This is a genomic window from Lysobacter stagni, from assembly GCF_030053425.1.
Lineage (GTDB): Bacteria > Pseudomonadota > Gammaproteobacteria > Xanthomonadales > Xanthomonadaceae > Lysobacter_J > Lysobacter_J stagni.
Map to the genome: position 1 here is coordinate 227050 of NZ_JASGBI010000001.1, position 16104 is coordinate 243153.

At 68.1% G+C, this 16104-nt stretch carries 14 protein-coding genes; 2 read left to right on the top strand and 12 right to left on the bottom strand.

All coding sequences use genetic code 11. The annotated features are described in order from the left end of the window. The 10 genes from QLQ15_RS01020 to QLQ15_RS01065 all read right to left on the bottom strand — a co-directional run bounded on the left by QLQ15_RS01020 (position 1) and on the right by QLQ15_RS01065 (position 10541). Positions 1-1713 (bottom strand): VWA domain-containing protein, encoded by a 1713-nt coding sequence (locus tag QLQ15_RS01020; RefSeq protein ID WP_283211011.1) that lies wholly within the window; start codon positions 1711-1713, stop codon positions 1-3. After that, entirely contained in the window at positions 1710-2720 is a 1011-nt protein-coding gene (locus tag QLQ15_RS01025; RefSeq protein WP_283213898.1) for a vWA domain-containing protein, read from the bottom strand. The genes QLQ15_RS01020 and QLQ15_RS01025 overlap by 4 nt, the downstream gene beginning before the upstream one ends. A gap of 8 nt (positions 2721-2728) precedes the next feature. Continuing rightward, entirely contained in the window at positions 2729-3223 is a 495-nt protein-coding gene (locus QLQ15_RS01030; RefSeq protein WP_283211012.1) for a DUF4381 domain-containing protein, read from the bottom strand. Then, on the bottom strand, positions 3223-4170 hold the full coding sequence (locus tag QLQ15_RS01035) for a DUF58 domain-containing protein (protein WP_283211013.1): 948 nt from the start codon (positions 4168-4170) through the stop codon (positions 3223-3225). Before QLQ15_RS01035 ends, QLQ15_RS01030 begins: the two co-directional genes overlap by 1 nt. Before the next feature lie 34 nt (positions 4171-4204). After that, a complete protein-coding gene (locus QLQ15_RS01040) occupies positions 4205-5197 on the bottom strand; it encodes an AAA family ATPase (protein WP_283211014.1) in 993 nt (330 codons plus the stop codon). A gap of 316 nt (positions 5198-5513) precedes the next feature. Then, a complete protein-coding gene (locus QLQ15_RS01045; RefSeq protein ID WP_283211015.1) occupies positions 5514-7454 on the bottom strand; it encodes a type IV pilus secretin PilQ in 1941 nt (646 codons plus the stop codon). Positions 7455-7473: 19 nt separating this feature from the next. After that, the gene (locus tag QLQ15_RS01050; RefSeq protein WP_283211016.1) at positions 7474-8025 is read right to left on the bottom strand and encodes a pilus assembly protein PilP; all 552 of its coding nucleotides are present in this window, start codon (positions 8023-8025) and stop codon (positions 7474-7476) included. A gap of 1 nt (position 8026) precedes the next feature. Then, positions 8027-8695 (bottom strand): type IV pilus inner membrane component PilO, encoded by a 669-nt coding sequence (locus QLQ15_RS01055; protein WP_283211017.1) that lies wholly within the window; start codon positions 8693-8695, stop codon positions 8027-8029. Beyond that, positions 8692-9483, bottom strand: a complete 792-nt coding sequence (locus QLQ15_RS01060; RefSeq protein ID WP_283211018.1) for a PilN domain-containing protein — start codon at positions 9481-9483, stop codon at positions 8692-8694. Before QLQ15_RS01060 ends, QLQ15_RS01055 begins: the two co-directional genes overlap by 4 nt. Beyond that, positions 9483-10541 carry a pilus assembly protein PilM gene (locus QLQ15_RS01065; RefSeq protein ID WP_283211019.1) on the bottom strand — a complete coding sequence of 353 codons (1059 nt, stop codon included), beginning with the start codon at positions 10539-10541 and terminating at the stop codon, positions 9483-9485. The genes QLQ15_RS01060 and QLQ15_RS01065 overlap by 1 nt, the downstream gene beginning before the upstream one ends. A gap of 245 nt (positions 10542-10786) precedes the next feature. Between QLQ15_RS01065 and QLQ15_RS01070 the strand changes: the two genes are divergently transcribed. Together QLQ15_RS01070 and QLQ15_RS01075 are read left to right on the top strand one after the other, a co-directional pair. Beyond that, positions 10787-13276, top strand: coding sequence for a penicillin-binding protein 1A (locus QLQ15_RS01070; RefSeq protein WP_283211020.1), 2490 nt, complete (start codon positions 10787-10789; stop codon positions 13274-13276). Between the two features lie 216 nt (positions 13277-13492). Beyond that, on the top strand, positions 13493-14158 hold the full coding sequence (locus tag QLQ15_RS01075; protein WP_283211021.1) for a hypothetical protein: 666 nt from the start codon (positions 13493-13495) through the stop codon (positions 14156-14158). A gap of 7 nt (positions 14159-14165) precedes the next feature. Here the strand turns inward: QLQ15_RS01075 and QLQ15_RS01080 are convergent, their stop codons facing one another. Together QLQ15_RS01080 and QLQ15_RS01085 are read right to left on the bottom strand one after the other, a co-directional pair. After that, a complete protein-coding gene (locus QLQ15_RS01080) occupies positions 14166-14765 on the bottom strand; it encodes a hypothetical protein (RefSeq protein ID WP_283211022.1) in 600 nt (199 codons plus the stop codon). A gap of 5 nt (positions 14766-14770) precedes the next feature. Further along, entirely contained in the window at positions 14771-16075 is a 1305-nt protein-coding gene (locus QLQ15_RS01085; RefSeq protein ID WP_283211023.1) for a citrate synthase, read from the bottom strand. Positions 16076-16104 lie beyond the last annotated feature (29 nt).

Genomic DNA, 16104 nt, shown 5'->3' on the forward strand with positions numbered 1-16104 from the left:
TCATTCGTTGTTCCCGCCCTGCGACTGGCGGCGTTCGTGTTCGATACGGAACTTCTCGCGCAGCAGGCCGCCCGGGTCGTCCGGCACGCGACGCAACCAGGCCTCGTTGGCCAGGCGCTGCTCGCGTTGTTCGGGTGTCTCGCGTGCGAGGGCCTGTTCGCGGCGCGCCTGCTCGGGCGATTTCTGCTGCTGTTCCAGCGCGCGCTGCATGCGTTCGCGCTGCGCCGCGTCGGCATCGCGCTGCGCGTTGGAATCCGACGGCTTCGGCGGCGCCTGCGATGGGCTCTCGTGCGGCTTTGCCTGCGACGGCGCCTTCGACGTCTGTTGCTGTTGCGAAGGTGCGTCCTGCGGCTGCTTCGACGCGTTGGAATCCTTCGGCGACTTCGACTGCCCTCCGCCTCCGTCACCCGACGGCGGCTTGCGCTTCATCGCTGCCTGCACCGTGGCCTTGTTGGCGATGGCGTCGGGCATGCCGGGCTGGCGCTTGAGCGCCTCGTCGTACGCGTCGATCGCCTGCGGGTACTGTCCGGCCTTGGCAAGTGCATTGCCGCGGTTGTAATGCGCATCGGCACTGTCGAGCGACTGGTACCGCTGTGTCGCGCCGGCGAAGTCGCCGCGACGGTAGGCCTCGTGGCCTTCTTCCATGCGCGCGTGCTCGGCCTGGTCGACGCGCTGCCACCAGTCGGCGGCATGTGCCTGCGGCCATGCGATGCACAACACCACCACGGCCAGGGCGGCACGGCGGCGGAACGCGAGCAGCGACAACAGCATCAGCGGCGGCAGCAGCCAGTAACCGTCGTCCTGCCACGTGTGGCCACGCGCATCGCGCACCTGCCGGGCGTCGTCGGAAGCGGACGCCGGATCGAGCACGCCGAGCGCGCGCAGGTCGGCATCGCCGGCATCGATGGACGCGTAGTCGCCACCGCCCGCGGATGCCAGCCGCCGCAACGACGCTTCATCCAGTCGCGCCTGGGCGAAACTGCCATCCGCGCGACGGTACGTGGCACCCGCTTCCGCGCCCAGTCCGAGCACGTTGATGCGGTAGCCCTGACGGTTCGCGGCCGCGGCAGCATCGCGCGCGGCGGCATCGGCGTGGTCGGTCATCAGCAGGATCACGCCTCGATCGAAACCGGATTGCCGCAACAATTTCTCCGAGGCCTCGATGGCGCGATCGACGCGCTGTCCGTCCACCGGCATCACGTCCGGCGCCAGCGCATCCAGGAACAGCGCAACGTTGGCCGCGTCCTCGGTGAGGGGAGCCACCGTGAACGCGTCGTCGGCGAACGCCAGCAGCGCGACCTGCCCGCCCATGCGTTCGCGCAGCAGCGTGCTGGTCTTCGCACGCGCCTGCGCCAGTCGCGACGGTGGAAGGTCCGCCGCAAGCGCCGCGCTGGACAGATCGATGGCGATCACCAGCGGCGTGCGCGTCTGCCACAGCGGCTGTTCCACCTGCCGCCAGCTCGGGCCGGCCAGCGCGACCACCGCCAACACGTATGCCAGCGCCGCAACCGCCCACGCGGCGCGCACCCGCGCATCGCCGCGCTCCACCAGCAGATGCGGTAGCAGGTGCGGATCGACCGTGTCGCGCCACACGCTGGCACGACGCCTGCGCACGCGCCACCACATCGCCAGCAACGGCAACGCGAGCAGCGCCCACAGCCAGTGCGGCCTGAGCAGGTGGAAGGCGGACAGGTCGAATGCGCCCAGGTTCATGCGCGCCTCCGCCGGGGCCAGGCGAACGCCAGCAACGCGCAGGCGAACGCACCGGCGAGCGGCCATACGTAGCGTTCGATGCGCGGACGCACGGCCTGTCCCGGCTGTTCGACCGGCTCGAGGCGGTCGATCTCGGCGTAGATGCCCACCAGCTGCGACGTGTCGCGCGCCCGGAAGAAGCGGCCGCCGGTGCTGCGCGCGATGTCGCGCAGCGTGGCCTCATCGATTTCATCGCCCGCACCGGGCATCGGCACGTTGAGGCCGAAAAGCGACAGCGAACCTTCCCCGCCGAAGGCGATGGTGTGGATGCGCACGCCTTCGGCCTTGGCGATCTCGGCGGCCTTCTTCGGTTCGAGCAGGCCTGCGGTGTTGACGCCGTCGGTGAGCAGCACCAGCACCCGCTGTTCGGCCGGCTGCGCGCGAAGGCGTTTGACGGCCAGCGCGATGGTGTCGCCGATGGCCGTTTCCTGTCCGGCCAGACCGATCACGCTGTCTTCCAGTTGCTGCCGTACCGAGGCGAGGTCCTGCGTCAGCGGCGTGAGCGCGTAAGCGCGTCGTCCGAACACGATCAGACCGACGCGATCTCCGCCGCGCCGATCGAGGAAATCCGCGAGCACCGCCTTGGCGGCCGTCAGGCGATCCACCGTGCGGCCACCCAGGTCCATGTCGGGTTCGCGCATGCTGCCGGAGAGGTCGAGCGCGAGCATCAGGTCGCGTCCCACCTGCGGCGGTTGCACGGCATCGCCGAGTTGTTGCGGACGTGCCGCGGCGACGACGAGCAACAGCCAGCCCAGCCACGCGAGCCAGTTCACGCCGCCTCCGAACGCGGTGCGCCCACCGGCCCTGGCGATGCGGTCCAGGCGATCCCCGAACGGCGCGCGCAGCGCAGCCGACGCCGTCTGTCGCACCGGCGGCAATGCCCAGCGCGCGAGCAGGGGCAGCGGCAGCGCAAGCAGCATCCACGGCCACGCAAAGCCGTCGCGCAGGGACAGCAGCGGCGCCAGCATCGAGTCGATCACCAGGCCCCCATCCATTTCAGGAAGCGCTCGCGCGCGAGGCGACGCAGCGCGTCCACCTGAGCGCCATCGACCTCACGGCGGTACGCGCCATCCAGCAGCAGTCGACCGGCCCCTTCGGAGAACGGGCGCGACACCGGCACCACACGCTTGCGCTTGCTTCGTCCGGCAACGCGCGGTGCGTCATCAAGGAACGTCAGCCAGTCCTCACCTTCAAGCCGGTCGGCGAGCGGGTCCTGCCGTCGACTGGCGCGGCGCAGCAACTCGGACATGGCCGCGACCTGCGCCGTGGGCGTCCCGGCGGCATCGAGCTGGCGATCGAACCACTGTGCGATGCGGCGCTTGCGACGGCTTTCGCGCGCGCGCCACGCGACCGTGATCACCAGCGCGGCGATCACCAGCGCCGCCACGAGCCACCAGCCCGGTGCGGGCGGCCACCACGACGGCGCGGGGGGCATGTGGATGTCGCGCAGGACGAGAGCGTCGGTGTTCATCACGCCACCAGCGGCGGGTTGCGCCCGAGCAGCGGCAGCCACGACTCGCTCGCGGCGTCGGTGGACAGCGGCTGTGCCCGCACGCCGCGCGCGGGCAGCTGCGCCAGGGCCAGCTCCACCGGGCGTGCGAATTCATTGCGCCACGCCTGCCGCTGCGTGGCGACCGAGAGATCCACATCGACGCGGTGCGCGTCCGCCTGGAACGGCAGTGCTGCCCGCGGCGGTGAACTCTCCAGCGGATCGGTCAGCAACAGCACGATTACTTCGTGATGGTGCGCCAGCGCCGTCCAGCGCTGGATCGGAATCATGGCGACGCTGCCGGGGTCGGCCAGTACGACCAGGCGCGAGCCGGGACGCAGCAGTCGTTGCGCGTGATCCAGTGCGATGCCCAGGCCGGCGTCTTCCTCCGGCGGCCTCGCATACCAGCGAACCAGCGCATCGAGTACGCGCAGCGCGCCACGTGCGCCCGAGGCCGGGGCGATGGGCGCTTCCCGCGCGCTGCCGCGAAGGGCGGCGATGCGGTCGCCATCGCGCACGGCGGCCCACGCGGCGATCGCGCCAGCTCGCGCGGCCTGGACCGATTTGAAACGCACGCGGGTGCCGAAGTACATCGCCGGCGCAGTGTCGGCGACGATCAGACTCAGCCGTTCGCGTTCTGCCTGGAACAGCTTCGTGTGGGCGCGTCCCGTGCGCGCGGTGAGCCGCCAGTCGATGTGGCGCGCGTCGTCGCCGGCCACGTATTCGCGCGATTCTGCGTACTCCATGCCGCGTCCGCGCAACGGCGACAGCGCGTGACCACTGACGCCATGGCGCCCACGGCGTGCCTGTCCGCGCGCGAGCACCACGGCACGCAGCGCCAGCAGTTCCTCCAGCGAAGGCGTGACGCCGTCGCCCCGGATGCCGTGGGAGCCGGGTGTTCCAGCAGGAATGGGTGGCGGCGTGGACATGCGGAACCAGCGCGTGGGCGGAGGCGACGGTGCCTTACGGCAGCGGCACGCGCTGCAGGAGTTCGGCGACGAGCCGTTCGCCATCCCAGCCTTCGGCCGTCGCCTCATAGCTGGGCAGGATGCGGTGGCGCAGGACGTCCGGCGCTACCGCGCGCACGTCGTCGGGCGTGACGAAGTCGCGGCCCGCCAGCCAGGCGTGCGCGCGGGCGCAACGTTCCAGCGCGATCGAACCGCGCGGGCTCGCGCCCCAGGCGATGCGCCGCGCCAGCGTGGCGTCGTAGCGTGCGGCGTCGCGCGAGGCGAGCACCAGTTCGATCAGATAGCGTTCCACCGCCGGCGCCACGTGCAGCGAGAGAACCGCCTGGCGCGCGGCGAATACATCCTCCATGGGCAGGCGTGCCACCGGCGGCGGCGCGTCGCGCATCTCCTGTCGCGCGCGTTCGCGCGCCAGACGCAGGATTTCCGCCTCGGCGGCGGCCTGCGGGTAGCCGATGCGCACGTACATGAGGAAGCGGTCGAGCTGTGCTTCGGGCAGCGGGAAGGTGCCCTCCTGCTCGATCGGGTTCTGCGTGGCCATCGCCAGGAACAGCTTCGGCAGCGCGTAGGTGGCACGGCCGACCGTGACCTGGCGCTCGCCCATCGCTTCGAGCAACGCCGACTGGACCTTGGCGGGCGCGCGGTTGATCTCGTCGGCCAGCAGGATGGGATGGAAGATCGGACCCGCCTGGAATTCGAAGCGCCCTTCCTGCGGGCGCCAGACCTCGGTGCCGGTGAGGTCGGCCGGAAGCAGGTCAGGGGTGAACTGGACGCGCGCGAAGTCGGCCTCCAGCCGCCCTGCCAGGGCACGGATCGCGCTCGTCTTGGCCAGACCGGGCGCGCCCTCGACCAGCAGATGGCCATCGGCAAGCAGGGCGATCAGCAGGCGGTCGATCAGCGCCGCCTGGCCGACGATCTCGGCCGAGAGCGCCTCACGCAGGCCGCGGAAGGCGTCGTGCAGGCGGGAGAGGTCGTCGCTGCGGGAATCCATGTCGGTCTCGATGGGGGATCGGGTGCAGTTTGACCGAACTGGGCGCCGCAGGTTCAACGCCTTCGTCACCCATTCAGCGGGCCGAAACGGACCACCCCGGAAACGCAAAGAGGGCCCGAAGGCCCTCTCTGGAGTCCGCGCGGACGCGGATTCATTGCGCTTCTACAGGTCACGCGGGAGTGCCGCGTGGCACCGGATTCTGTAGCGATGTCGCAGCCATCCATGGCGCGGCGCTACTGGCTCCGGAGCGCCCGGCCCGACCATCCATGGCCGGTCGTTCGGCAGGCCACGCGGCAGTGCCGCGTAGCGGCCTGCCTCACCCCCGCTGTTCGACCTTCATCACCTTCGGGGTGATCATGATCAGCAGCTCGGCCTTGTCCTTGTTGCGGCCCTTCTTCTTGAACAGGTTGCCCAGGAAGGGGATGTCGCCCAGGAACGGCACCTTCTGGACGTCGCTGCGGTCGCGGAACTCGTACACGCCGCCGACCACGACCGTCTGGCCGTCCTCGACCAGCACCGCGGTGTTGACCTCGCGCTTGGCGATGGTCGGCACCTGGCCGATGGAGGTGTCGACGAAACCTTCGACCTCGTCCTTCTTGACGTTCATGTTCAGGAACACGCGGCCGTCGTGGGTGATGGTCGGGGTGACCTTCAGCTCCAGCAGCACGTCCTTGAACTGCACGTTCGGGATCGGAATCGTGGTGCTGCCCTGCGACGGCGAGATCGTCACGTAGCCCACTTCCTGGCCCTGGCGGATGACCGCCTCGCGCTGGTTGCTGGTGACGATGCGCGGGTTGGAGATCACTTCGCCGCGACCCTCTTCCTGCATCGCCGACAGCTCGATGTCGAGCGCGTAGCCGGCGTTGAGGATCTGCAGCGCCATCGAGCCGGCCGGGTTGACCACCGGCAGGTTGCTCATCGCGCCCTTGGTCAGCTCGTAGGTGGCGTTGCCGGCGGCAGCGGCCTCGACGAACGAACCGCGGGTCGCGTCGTTGTTCTCGATGGTGTCGTTGAAGAAGTACTTGCCGTCCTTCTGGCCGGCGATGCCGAAGCGCGCACCCAGTTCACGGGCGAAGGTGTCCTGGGCGATCACGACGCGGCCCTCGATCAGCACCTGGTCGACCGGACGGTCGATCACGTGGATCAGTTCCTTCATCTGCGTGACCTTCTTCGGAATGTCACTGATCATCAGGGTGTTGGTGCGCTCGTCGGCGACCAGGCGGCCGCGCGGCGAGAGGAAGCCGCCGTCGAGGTTGCTCGAGCCGCCACCGCCGCCACCACCGCCGATGCCCTTGGCCTCGGTCAGCGCCTTATAGATCTGCGCGGCGTTGTGGTAGTTGATCTGCACGTACTCGGTGGCCAGGTCGACGCGGTTGTCGAGCGCGATGCGCGCGTCTTCCTTGTCCTGTTCGTACTTGGCGATCTCGGCCTGCGGGGCGACCCACACGACGTTGCCGCTGCGGCGCTTGTCCAGGCCCTTGGCCTGCAGGACGATGTCCAGCGCCTGGTCCCACGGCACGTTCATCAGGCGCAGGGTGACGTTGCCCGAGATGGTGTCGGCGGCCACGATGTTCAGGCCCGACTCTTCGGCGATCAGCTGCAGGACGGTGCGCACCGGCACGTCCTGGAAGTTGAAGGTCACCGGGCGGCCGCTATAGCCGCGCGAGCCGGCAGCCGCCGGCTTGCCCGTCGTGGACTGGCCCACCGCGCGACCGTTCGCCGCGCCGGTGCGCGGGATGATCTCGACGATGTACTCGCGACCGGTCTGGTAGGCCATCGATTCGAAGTTGCCGGTGGTGTCGAGCACCAGCTGCGTGCCCGCACCGGCCGTGCGTGCGTCGATGCGCTGCACCGGCGTGGCGAAATCGACCACGTTCAGCATCTTGCGCAGGTTGTCGGGCAACTTGGCGTTGCCGACGTTGACCACCACGCTGGAGCCCTGGTTGCGCAGGTCCGGAGAGGCGCCATCGCCGCTGAACTTCACGACCAGGCGGCCGGAGCCGTCACTGCCGCGCTTGAAGTCGATGTTGGAGACCTCGACGGCCCCCGGCAGCTGCTTGGCCGGATCGGCGTTCGGCGTCGGCGCGACGGCAGTCGGCGCGACGGCCGGTGCAGGCGCGGCCGCATGCACGGCGCTGATGGCGGCAAGCGCACCGACCACCAGGCCCACGGACCCGCTGCGCAGCAGCAGGGGGCGACGGTTCGCTTGCGTTCGGATGGTGGCCGGCTTGAGGCAACCCGGTTCAAAAACGGTCATCGTGCTATCCCCCAGAATCCTATTGATCTTCCAACGCGACCGTGGCCGGACGTTCCAGCCATCCACCCGCGCCATCCGGCACCAGTTCCACCAGCTCGATGCGATCTTCGAACACCGCAGTGACGCGGCCATCGCTCTGCCCCAAGTAATTCCCCGGCTGCACGCGGTAGGTCACCTTGTCCGGTGCCATCACCAGTGCAATAACCTTGTCGCCACCGCCCAGCGTGCCGACCATGTCGAGGCTGTCGAGCGGGAACTGCTCCAGCGTCTGCTTGCGGCGTGCGGCGTCCGGTCTCGGACCGTTGCCACCGCCTTCGTCGGTGAATGCCGTGCTGAACGGATCGCGCATCGCGTACGCGTTGTATTCGAACGTCTCGAACTGCTGCATCACCGGCAGCGGATCCAGCGGCGGCGCGGGCCGCGCCTTCACTTCGGCGATCCACTTCTCGAGGTTCGGCGCCTCGCCGGGCGTGCTGGTCACGCCGCGCGAGCAGCCGACCAACCCGAGCGCCAGCGCGATCGCCGCCAGGGCCCGCAGGCGGGCGCCGTCACGGATGGAGATTGCGCGCATCTCAGGTACCCCCCTTCTTGCCGGCCGTGCTGGCCGCTTCCTGCTTGGCGACTTCGTCCTCGTCCAGGTAGCGGTAGGTCTTGACCGTACCGGCCAGCTCGAGCGGGCTGTTGGGCGTGATGCCCTGGCCGTCCTTCGCGCGCGGCTTCAGCGAGATGTCGTGCATGGTCATGATGACCACGCGCGGCAGCGAGGCCACACCGCTGACGAACCCACCGAACTGGTGGTAGCTGCCGATCATGCGCAGCGCGATCGGCTTCTCGGCGTAGAACTCCTTCGGCTGCTCCGGACCCGGCTGGAACAGTTCGTTGGTGATGCCGGTGGCCAGCGCGGTCTGCGAGATGTCGACGATCAGGTCGGGCATCTCGGTCTTGCTCGGCAGCTGGCGCAGCATCTGCTGCAGCTGCTGCTCCATCTGGGCGAGCTGCTGCTTGAGCGGTTCCAGGTTCGCGGCCTTGCCCTGTTCCTTCTCGAACTCGGTGCGCAGTTCCGATTCACGGGACTCCAGGCCTTCCAGCTCGGTGCGCTTGTCGCTGATGAGGAAATACCAGGCGGCCAGCACGATCACGAGCGAGACGAGCGTGCAGAAGACGATCTTCGCCTGCTGCGGCCACAAGCCGATGTTGTTGAAGTCCAGTTCGTTGAGCTTGATCTGCTTCTTCTTGCTCATGACGCCGCTCCCTTGGCCGGCGTGGCATTCGGCGCCGTCGGCGCGGTGGCATCAGTGGCGGCCGGCGCACCCGGAGCCGCTGCCGGCTGCGTGGCGGCGCCTTCCGGCGTGGTACCCGGAGCCGGCGTCGCGGCACCCGCTGCCGGGGCAGCACCCGCGGTGGCGGCGGCGCCGGTGGACTGGGCGATCTGCGCGGCAGGCGTCGGAGCGTCCGGCACGCCGTCGCCGTCCTCGTCCTTCGGCGCGTTCGGGTTGGCCAGCTTGACCTGCAGCTTGAACTGGTACGGCAGGCCCTTGTCCGCGCCCTTGGCCTCGATGATCGACAGGTCAGGGCTGGTCATCCAGCCCGAGCCTTCGAGGTTGCGCATGTAGGTACTGACGCGTGCGTTGGACTGCGCGCGGCCTTCCAGAGTGAGCGTCTCGTTGTCCTGCTTGATCGAGGTCAGCACCGCGCCGTCGGGGATCGTGCGCACCAGCGAATCGAACAGGTGCACCATCTGCGAGCGATTGGCCTGCAGCTTCTCGATCACTTCCTTGCGGGCCAGCAGCTTGGCTTTCTTCGCCTCAAGCAGCTTGATCTCTTCGTTCTTGGCCTTGACCTCGTCGATCTGCTGCTGGACGTACGCGTTGCGTTCGTTCTGCCCGTCGATCTGGCCGCTGTAGTAGCTGGCGATGATGAACGACAGGATCACCGCGCCAAGCGCGAAGCAGCCGAACATCACGGCGAATTCCTTCTGCCGTTGCTTGCGGCGCTCTTCGCGCCACGGGAGGAGGTTGATGCGTGCCATCAGTCGAAGCTCCTCAGGGCGAGGCCGCAGGCGATCATCAGCGCCGGCGCGTCCTGGGCCAGTGCATGCGCCTGCACGCGCGGCCCAAGGGTCATGTGGGCGAGCGGGTTGGCGATGGTGGTCGGCACGCCGAGCTGCTCCTCGACCATCTCGGCGATGCCGGCGATGGAGGCGCAACCGCCGGCGAGGACGATCTGGTCGACGCGGTTGTGCTCGCTGCCGGCGTAGAAGAACTGCAGCAGACGGCTGATCTGCTGGACCATCGCCTCCTTGAAGGGCTCCAGCACCTCGGCTTCGTAGCTTTCCGGCAGACCGCCCTGGCGCTTGGCCAGACCGGCTTCCTCGTAGCTCAGTCCGTAGCGGCGCATCACCTCGTCGGTGAGCTGCTTGCCGCCGAAGACCTGCTCGCGTGCGTACAGGCTGCGGCCCTGGCGCAGGACGTTGAGGGTGGTCATGGTGGCGCCCGAGTCGACCAGGGCGACCAGGCCGTCGCGCGGACCGCCCAGCTGGTCGGCGACCAGCGCGAAGGCGTTCTCCAGCGCGAAGGCTTCCACGTCCATCACCTTCGGGGTGAGGCCGCCGATCTCCAGCGCCGAAGCGCGGACCTCGACGTTCTCCGAACGCGACGCGGCCAGCAGCACCTGCAGCGTGTCCGGGCTGCCGGGCATCGGACCCAGCACTTCGAAGTCGTGGCTGACTTCTTCGATGGGGTACGGCACGTAGTTGACCGCTTCAAGTTCGACCTGCGATTCCAGGTCGTCCTCATCGAGGTCGGCCGGCATCGGGATGACCTTGGTGATCACCGAAGAGCCGGCCACGGCCGCGGCCGCATGCTTGATGCGCGTGCCCGAACGCGCGACTGCGCGCCGGATGGCCTCGCCCACCGCCTCGACCTCGACGATGTTCTTCTCGACGACGGCATTGGGCGGCAGCGGCTCGACCGCGTAATGCTCGACGCGGTAGCGGTTGCCGGCCCGGGAGAGCTGCAACAGCTTTACGGCAGTCGAACTGATGTCCACGCCGACGAGTGCCGGCTGGCTTTTTGTGACGATCCCCACGGTATTCTCCCCTTGTCACAGGCGCTTACGTGCGCTTCGTGTGACCCCGCTTTAAATAACCAAGTTTGCACAGACTGGCAACCGTTTCGTGCGGAATTGCCTTACTGCGTCACTTTCCACCCTCTTACGGCGTGCCTTGACCCACGTCCCGGGACCCGGGCCGCGCGGTCTGGATGGCTTAAAAATCCCCGTCCCCTGCTCCTCTATACTCCACGCCCACTACACCCGCAATCGGAATCTGCTTGATGCCCCGTATACGCCGCCTGCTGCGCTGGGCGCTGTTCGCGCTTGCCGGCCTGGCCCTGCTTGGCGCCATCGCCCTGGGCACCCTGTACTACCTGGTGGCTCCCAAACTCCCCGACGTGGAGACCCTGCGGACCGTCGAGATGCAGGAGCCGATGTACGTCTACGCCAAGGACGGGCGCCTCATGGCGCTGTTCGGCGAGACCCGTCGCTACCCGGTCTCCATCCAGGACGTGCCCGAACGCCTCAAGCAGGCCTTCCTGGCGATCGAGGACGCGCGCTTCTACAAGCACCATGGCGTCGACTTCAAGGGCGTGGCACGCGCGGTTTGGCTCATCGCCACCACCGATGCAAAGCGCGTGCCGGGCGGCTCGACGATCACGCAGCAGGTCGCGCGCCAGTTCTTCCTCAGCAACGAGTACAGCTACACGCGCAAGCTGGCCGAGATGCTGACGGCGATGCGCATGGAGCGCGAGCTGAGCAAGGACGAGATCTTCGAGCTCTACCTCAACAAGAGCTTCTTCGGCAATCGCGCCTATGGCGTGGCGGCCGCGGCGGAATTCTATTACGGCAAGAAGCTCAACGAGCTGGCGCTGGACGAGATGGCGTCGCTGGCCGGCATTCCGAAGTTCCCGTCCAGCGGCAACCCGCTGAGCAATCCGGAACGCGCCAAGTACCGCCGCGACTACATCCTCGATCGCATGGTCGAGCTGCGCTTCATCACCGCCGCCGAAGCCGCGCAGGCCAAGGCCGTGCCGATGCATGCGACGCCGCATGAGCGTCCGGTCGAGGTGTATGCCCCGTACGTGGCCGAAATGGTGCGCCAGGAGATGGTCGCCCGCTTCGGCAATGAAGCCCTGACCCAGGGCTACCACGTCACCACCACCATCGACCCGGTGCTGCAGGCCGCGGCCGACAAGGCGGTCCGCGACGGCCTGGGCGTGTACGACCGCCGCCACGGCTGGCACGGCGCCGAACAGCATTTCGACCTGGCCGCCGACGAGGATGCCACCACCGCGCGTGCGCGCCTGCGCAACATCGTGCCGCAGGCGACCCTGCAGCCGGCGCTGGTGCTGGGCGTGGAAGGCGGCGACGCGCGCGTGGCGCTGGCCGACGGCACCGAAGTCCGCCTGACCGCCGATCGCGGCTTCGCCGGGCGCTCGCCCGGCAGCCTGGTGAAGCGCGGCGACGTGGTGCGTGTCAGCCCGGTCGAGGCGCCGGCGCCCAAGCCCGGCCAGCCGGCGGACCCGGTGGTCTACCGCCTGGACCAGATCCCGCAGGCGCAGGCCGCGCTGGTGTCGCTTGAGCCGTCCAACGGTGCGCTGCGTGCGCTTTCCGGTGGCTTCAGCTTCGCGGGCGCCAAGTTCAACCGCGCCACCCAGGCACGTCGCCAGCCGGGCTCGAGCTTCAAGCCGTTCGTGTACTCGGCGGCGTTCGAGCGCGGCTTCAACCCGGCGTCCGTCGTGCTGGACGCACCGGTCGTATTCAAGGATCGCCGCGGCCATATCTGGCGTCCGCAGAACGACACCGGCAATTTCGCCGGCCCGATGCGCCTGCGCGAGGCGATGGTGCAGTCGCGCAACCTGGTTTCGGTGCGCCTGCTCGACGCCATCGGCGTGGACTACGCACGCAAGTACATCAGCCACTTCGGCTTCGACGAAGCCGAACTCCCGCCCAACCTCTCGATGTCGCTGGGCACCGCCTCGCTGACGCCGATGTCGGTGGCGCGCGGCTTCGCCACGTTCGCCAACGGCGGTTTCCGCATCACGCCCTGGTACATCGATGAAGTGAAGGACCGCGAGGGCGCGGTGGTGTTCAAGGAGAAGCCCGCGGTCGCCTGCCCGCAGTGCGAGAACCCGGGCGGCGTGGGCCGCGTCGTGCAGCAGACGGCCGTCGTGGACGGCTTCAACCTCGGCCCGACCGCCGCGCCGGCGCAGCCCGCGCAGACCGAAGCGCCGAAGGACGAGCCGAAGAAGCCGGAGATCGACACGCGCAACATGGTGCTGGCACCGCGCGCGATCGACAGCCGCATCGCCTACCAGATCGTCTCGATGCTGCGCGACGTGGTGAAGCGCGGCACGGGCACGCCGGCGAAGGTGCTCGAGCGCGACGATATCGGCGGCAAGACCGGTTCGACCAATGACCACCGCGACGCCTGGTTCTCGGGCCTGGGCGGCCCGTACGTGACCACGGTCTGGGTCGGCCGCGACAACTACAAGTCGCTGGGCTACCGCGAGTACGGCGGCAAGGCCGCACTGCCGATCTGGATCGACTACATGCGAGTGGCGCTGAAGGACCAGCCGCTGGCCACCAACGACGTGCCCGAGGGCATGGTGAAGGTGTCGGTCTCGGCCAGTGGCGCGCTGATCCCGGGCGAAGGCGGCGGCATCGTCGAATGGGTCAAGGCCGAAGATCTGGACAAGATGCAGAACTACGTCGACTACGGCCCGGAAGAAGCCGCGCCGACCGAGGAAGAGTTCGACATTTTCTGATCGCGCATGGACACGTGACCGAACGGAACGCCGGGCCCTGCCCGGCGTTTCTTTGTTCGTGCGGACGGTTGGCGTTCATGCTGGACGCCACCTGTCGACACCTCGCACACGCCGCGCACGGTAACGTCCCGGCGCGATAAAACATGTTAGCGTTCGCCTGCCGGTGCCCCGGTCGCGGCGAACCAGCGCCGTGTCGTGCCAGCCGCGGAGGTGACCATGTCGCACGCCCGACAGCACGCTCATCAGCATGCGCAGACGCGCACCCGTGAGCGCCGCCACCGCCTCGCACACGAAGCCGCGCGCCTCATGGCGGAAAGCGGCATCCGCGATTACCACCAGGCCAAGCTCAAGGCCGCCGAACGCCTGGGCATCTTCGACGATGCATCGCTGCCGCGGAATCGGGAAATCGAGGACGCGCTGCGCGAATACCAGCGTCTGTTCCAGCGCGAGAACGTGCCCGCACTGCGACAACGTCGCGAGGCAGCATTGCGCGCGATGGAGTTCTTCCATGCGTTCCAGCCGCGACTGGTCGGGCCGGTGCTCGACGGCACCGCGGACACGCGCAGCCCGGTATCGCTGCAGCTGTTCCACGACGATCCCGACGCTGCACCGCGCTTCCTCGAACAGCATCGCATCCCGGTCGAATCGCGCAGTCGCCGCCTGCGCCTGGACCGCGAACGCATGGCCGACTTCCCGGTGTGGGTGTTCAGCGCGGAAGAGCTGTCGTTCGACCTTACGGTGCTTCCGCTGGACCTGTTGCGCCAGGCGCCGTTGTCGAGCGTCGATGAGAAGCCGATGAAGCGTGCGGGCATCGCGCAGGTGCGGCAACTGCTGGCCGACGAGGAAATCCTGGGTTACGAACGCGGCAGCGAAACGGACTGACGCAGAATCACGCCGCCGTGCGCTGCTGCGCGACACGACGCGCATCGAAGCCGAAAACGTTGAGTTCGATCACCACGAACGCGGTGAGCCAGAGCAGTGCGTCCCAGCTGTCCAGCCAGGCGGCGTGAGGATCCTGTTCGCCGAATCCCATGACCGTCCAGGTCAGCAGGAAGCCGATCAACGCCAGGTACAGCCCGGCGGCCATGAAGCGGCGAACGCGATGCAGGCGCACGGCGGACGCGGGCAATCGCACTTCCAGTTCGAGCAGCGCGATCACGCCCAGCCAGACCGTCTCGTTGGCGAAATCCAGCCACACGCGTTCCAGCGCGTAACCGACCACCGCGACCACGACGGCCACTGCCGCCAGCAGGCGCACGCCATGCAGCACGGGCAGCCAGCGCGCGGGCAACCGCCAGCCGCCGGTTTCCCATTCGAACAGCAACAGCAGGACCAGCCACGCCGCTGTGTCGATGAGCTCGGTGAGCCGCCCGTACAGCGCGTACAGGACGACATCCATCGCCAGCAGGGCGTAGATCAGCCATTTGAAAACGACGAAGCCGCGGCGGTGCCGCGGCTTCGGGGCGTCGTCGGCGCGAACGCCGGACACGTTGCTCAGCGCTTGCCGAATTCGACGTAATCGCGCTGCGGAGAACCGATGTAGATCTGGCGCGGACGGCCGATCTTGTTCTCCGGATCGTTCTGCTGCTCCAGCCAGTGTGCGACCCAGCCCGCGGTGCGGGCGATGGCGAACATGACGGTGAACATCTCCACCGGAATGCCCAGCGCCTTGTAGATGATGCCGGAGTAGAAATCGACGTTCGGGTAGAGCTTGCGCTGCACGAAGTACTCGTCCTTCAGCGCGGCCTCTTCCAGCTTCATCGCCACTTCCAGCAGCGGATCGTTGACGCCCAGCTCGCCCAGCACCTTGTGGGTCATCTCGCGGATGATCTTGGCGCGCGGGTCGAAGTTCTTGTAGACGCGGTGGCCGAAGCCCATCAGGCGGAAGCCCGATTCCTTGTCCTTCGCCTTGGCGACGGCGGAACCGACGTTCTCCGGACGGCCGATCTCTTCCAGCATCTTGAGCACGGCTTCGTTCGCACCGCCATGCGCCGGCCCCCACAACGCGGCGACGCCGGCGGCGACGCTCACGTACGGGTTGGCACCGGTGGAACCGACCAGGCGCACGGTCGAGGTCGACGCGTTCTGCTCGTGATCGGCGTGCAGGATGAAGAGCAGGTCCATCGCCTTGGCGGCGACCGGGCTGAGCTCCAGCGGCTCGCTCGGCACTTCCTTCAGCATGTGCAGGAAGCGCGTGGTGTATTCGAGGTTGTTGCGCGGGTAGCGGATCGGCCAGCCGATGGAATAGCGGTAGCACGCGGCGGCGATCGTCGGCACCTTGGCGATCAGGCGGATCGCGGCCAGGCGGCGCTGTTCCGGATCTTCGAGGTCGAGATCGTTGTGGTAGAAGCTCGCCAGCGAACCGAGCATGCCGGTCAGCATCGCCATCGGATGGGCGTCGTGGCGGAAACCGTACAGGAAGGTGCGGAAGGCCTCGTGCATCATCGTGTGATGCGTGACCTCGTGCTCGAACTTGTCGAACTCGCCCTTGCTGGGCAGTTCGCCGTTCATGAGCAGGTAGGCGACCTCGAGGAAGCTCGAGTGCTGCGCCAGCTGCTCGATCGGGTAACCGCGGTACAGCAGCACGCCGGCATCGCCATCGATGTAGGTCACGGCCGACTTGCAGCTGGCGGTCGCCGTGAAGCCATTGTCGTAGGTGAAAGCGCCGGTTTCCTTCGGCAGCTTGGCGATGTCGATGCACGGCTGGCCGAGCACCGGATGGTGGACCGGCAGGGTCACGGTCTTGTCGCCGGCGGTCAGGGTGACCTGGTCGAAACCGGGTTTGGTCGAATCGGACACGAAAGCACTCCTCAAGTCTGCATGCCGCC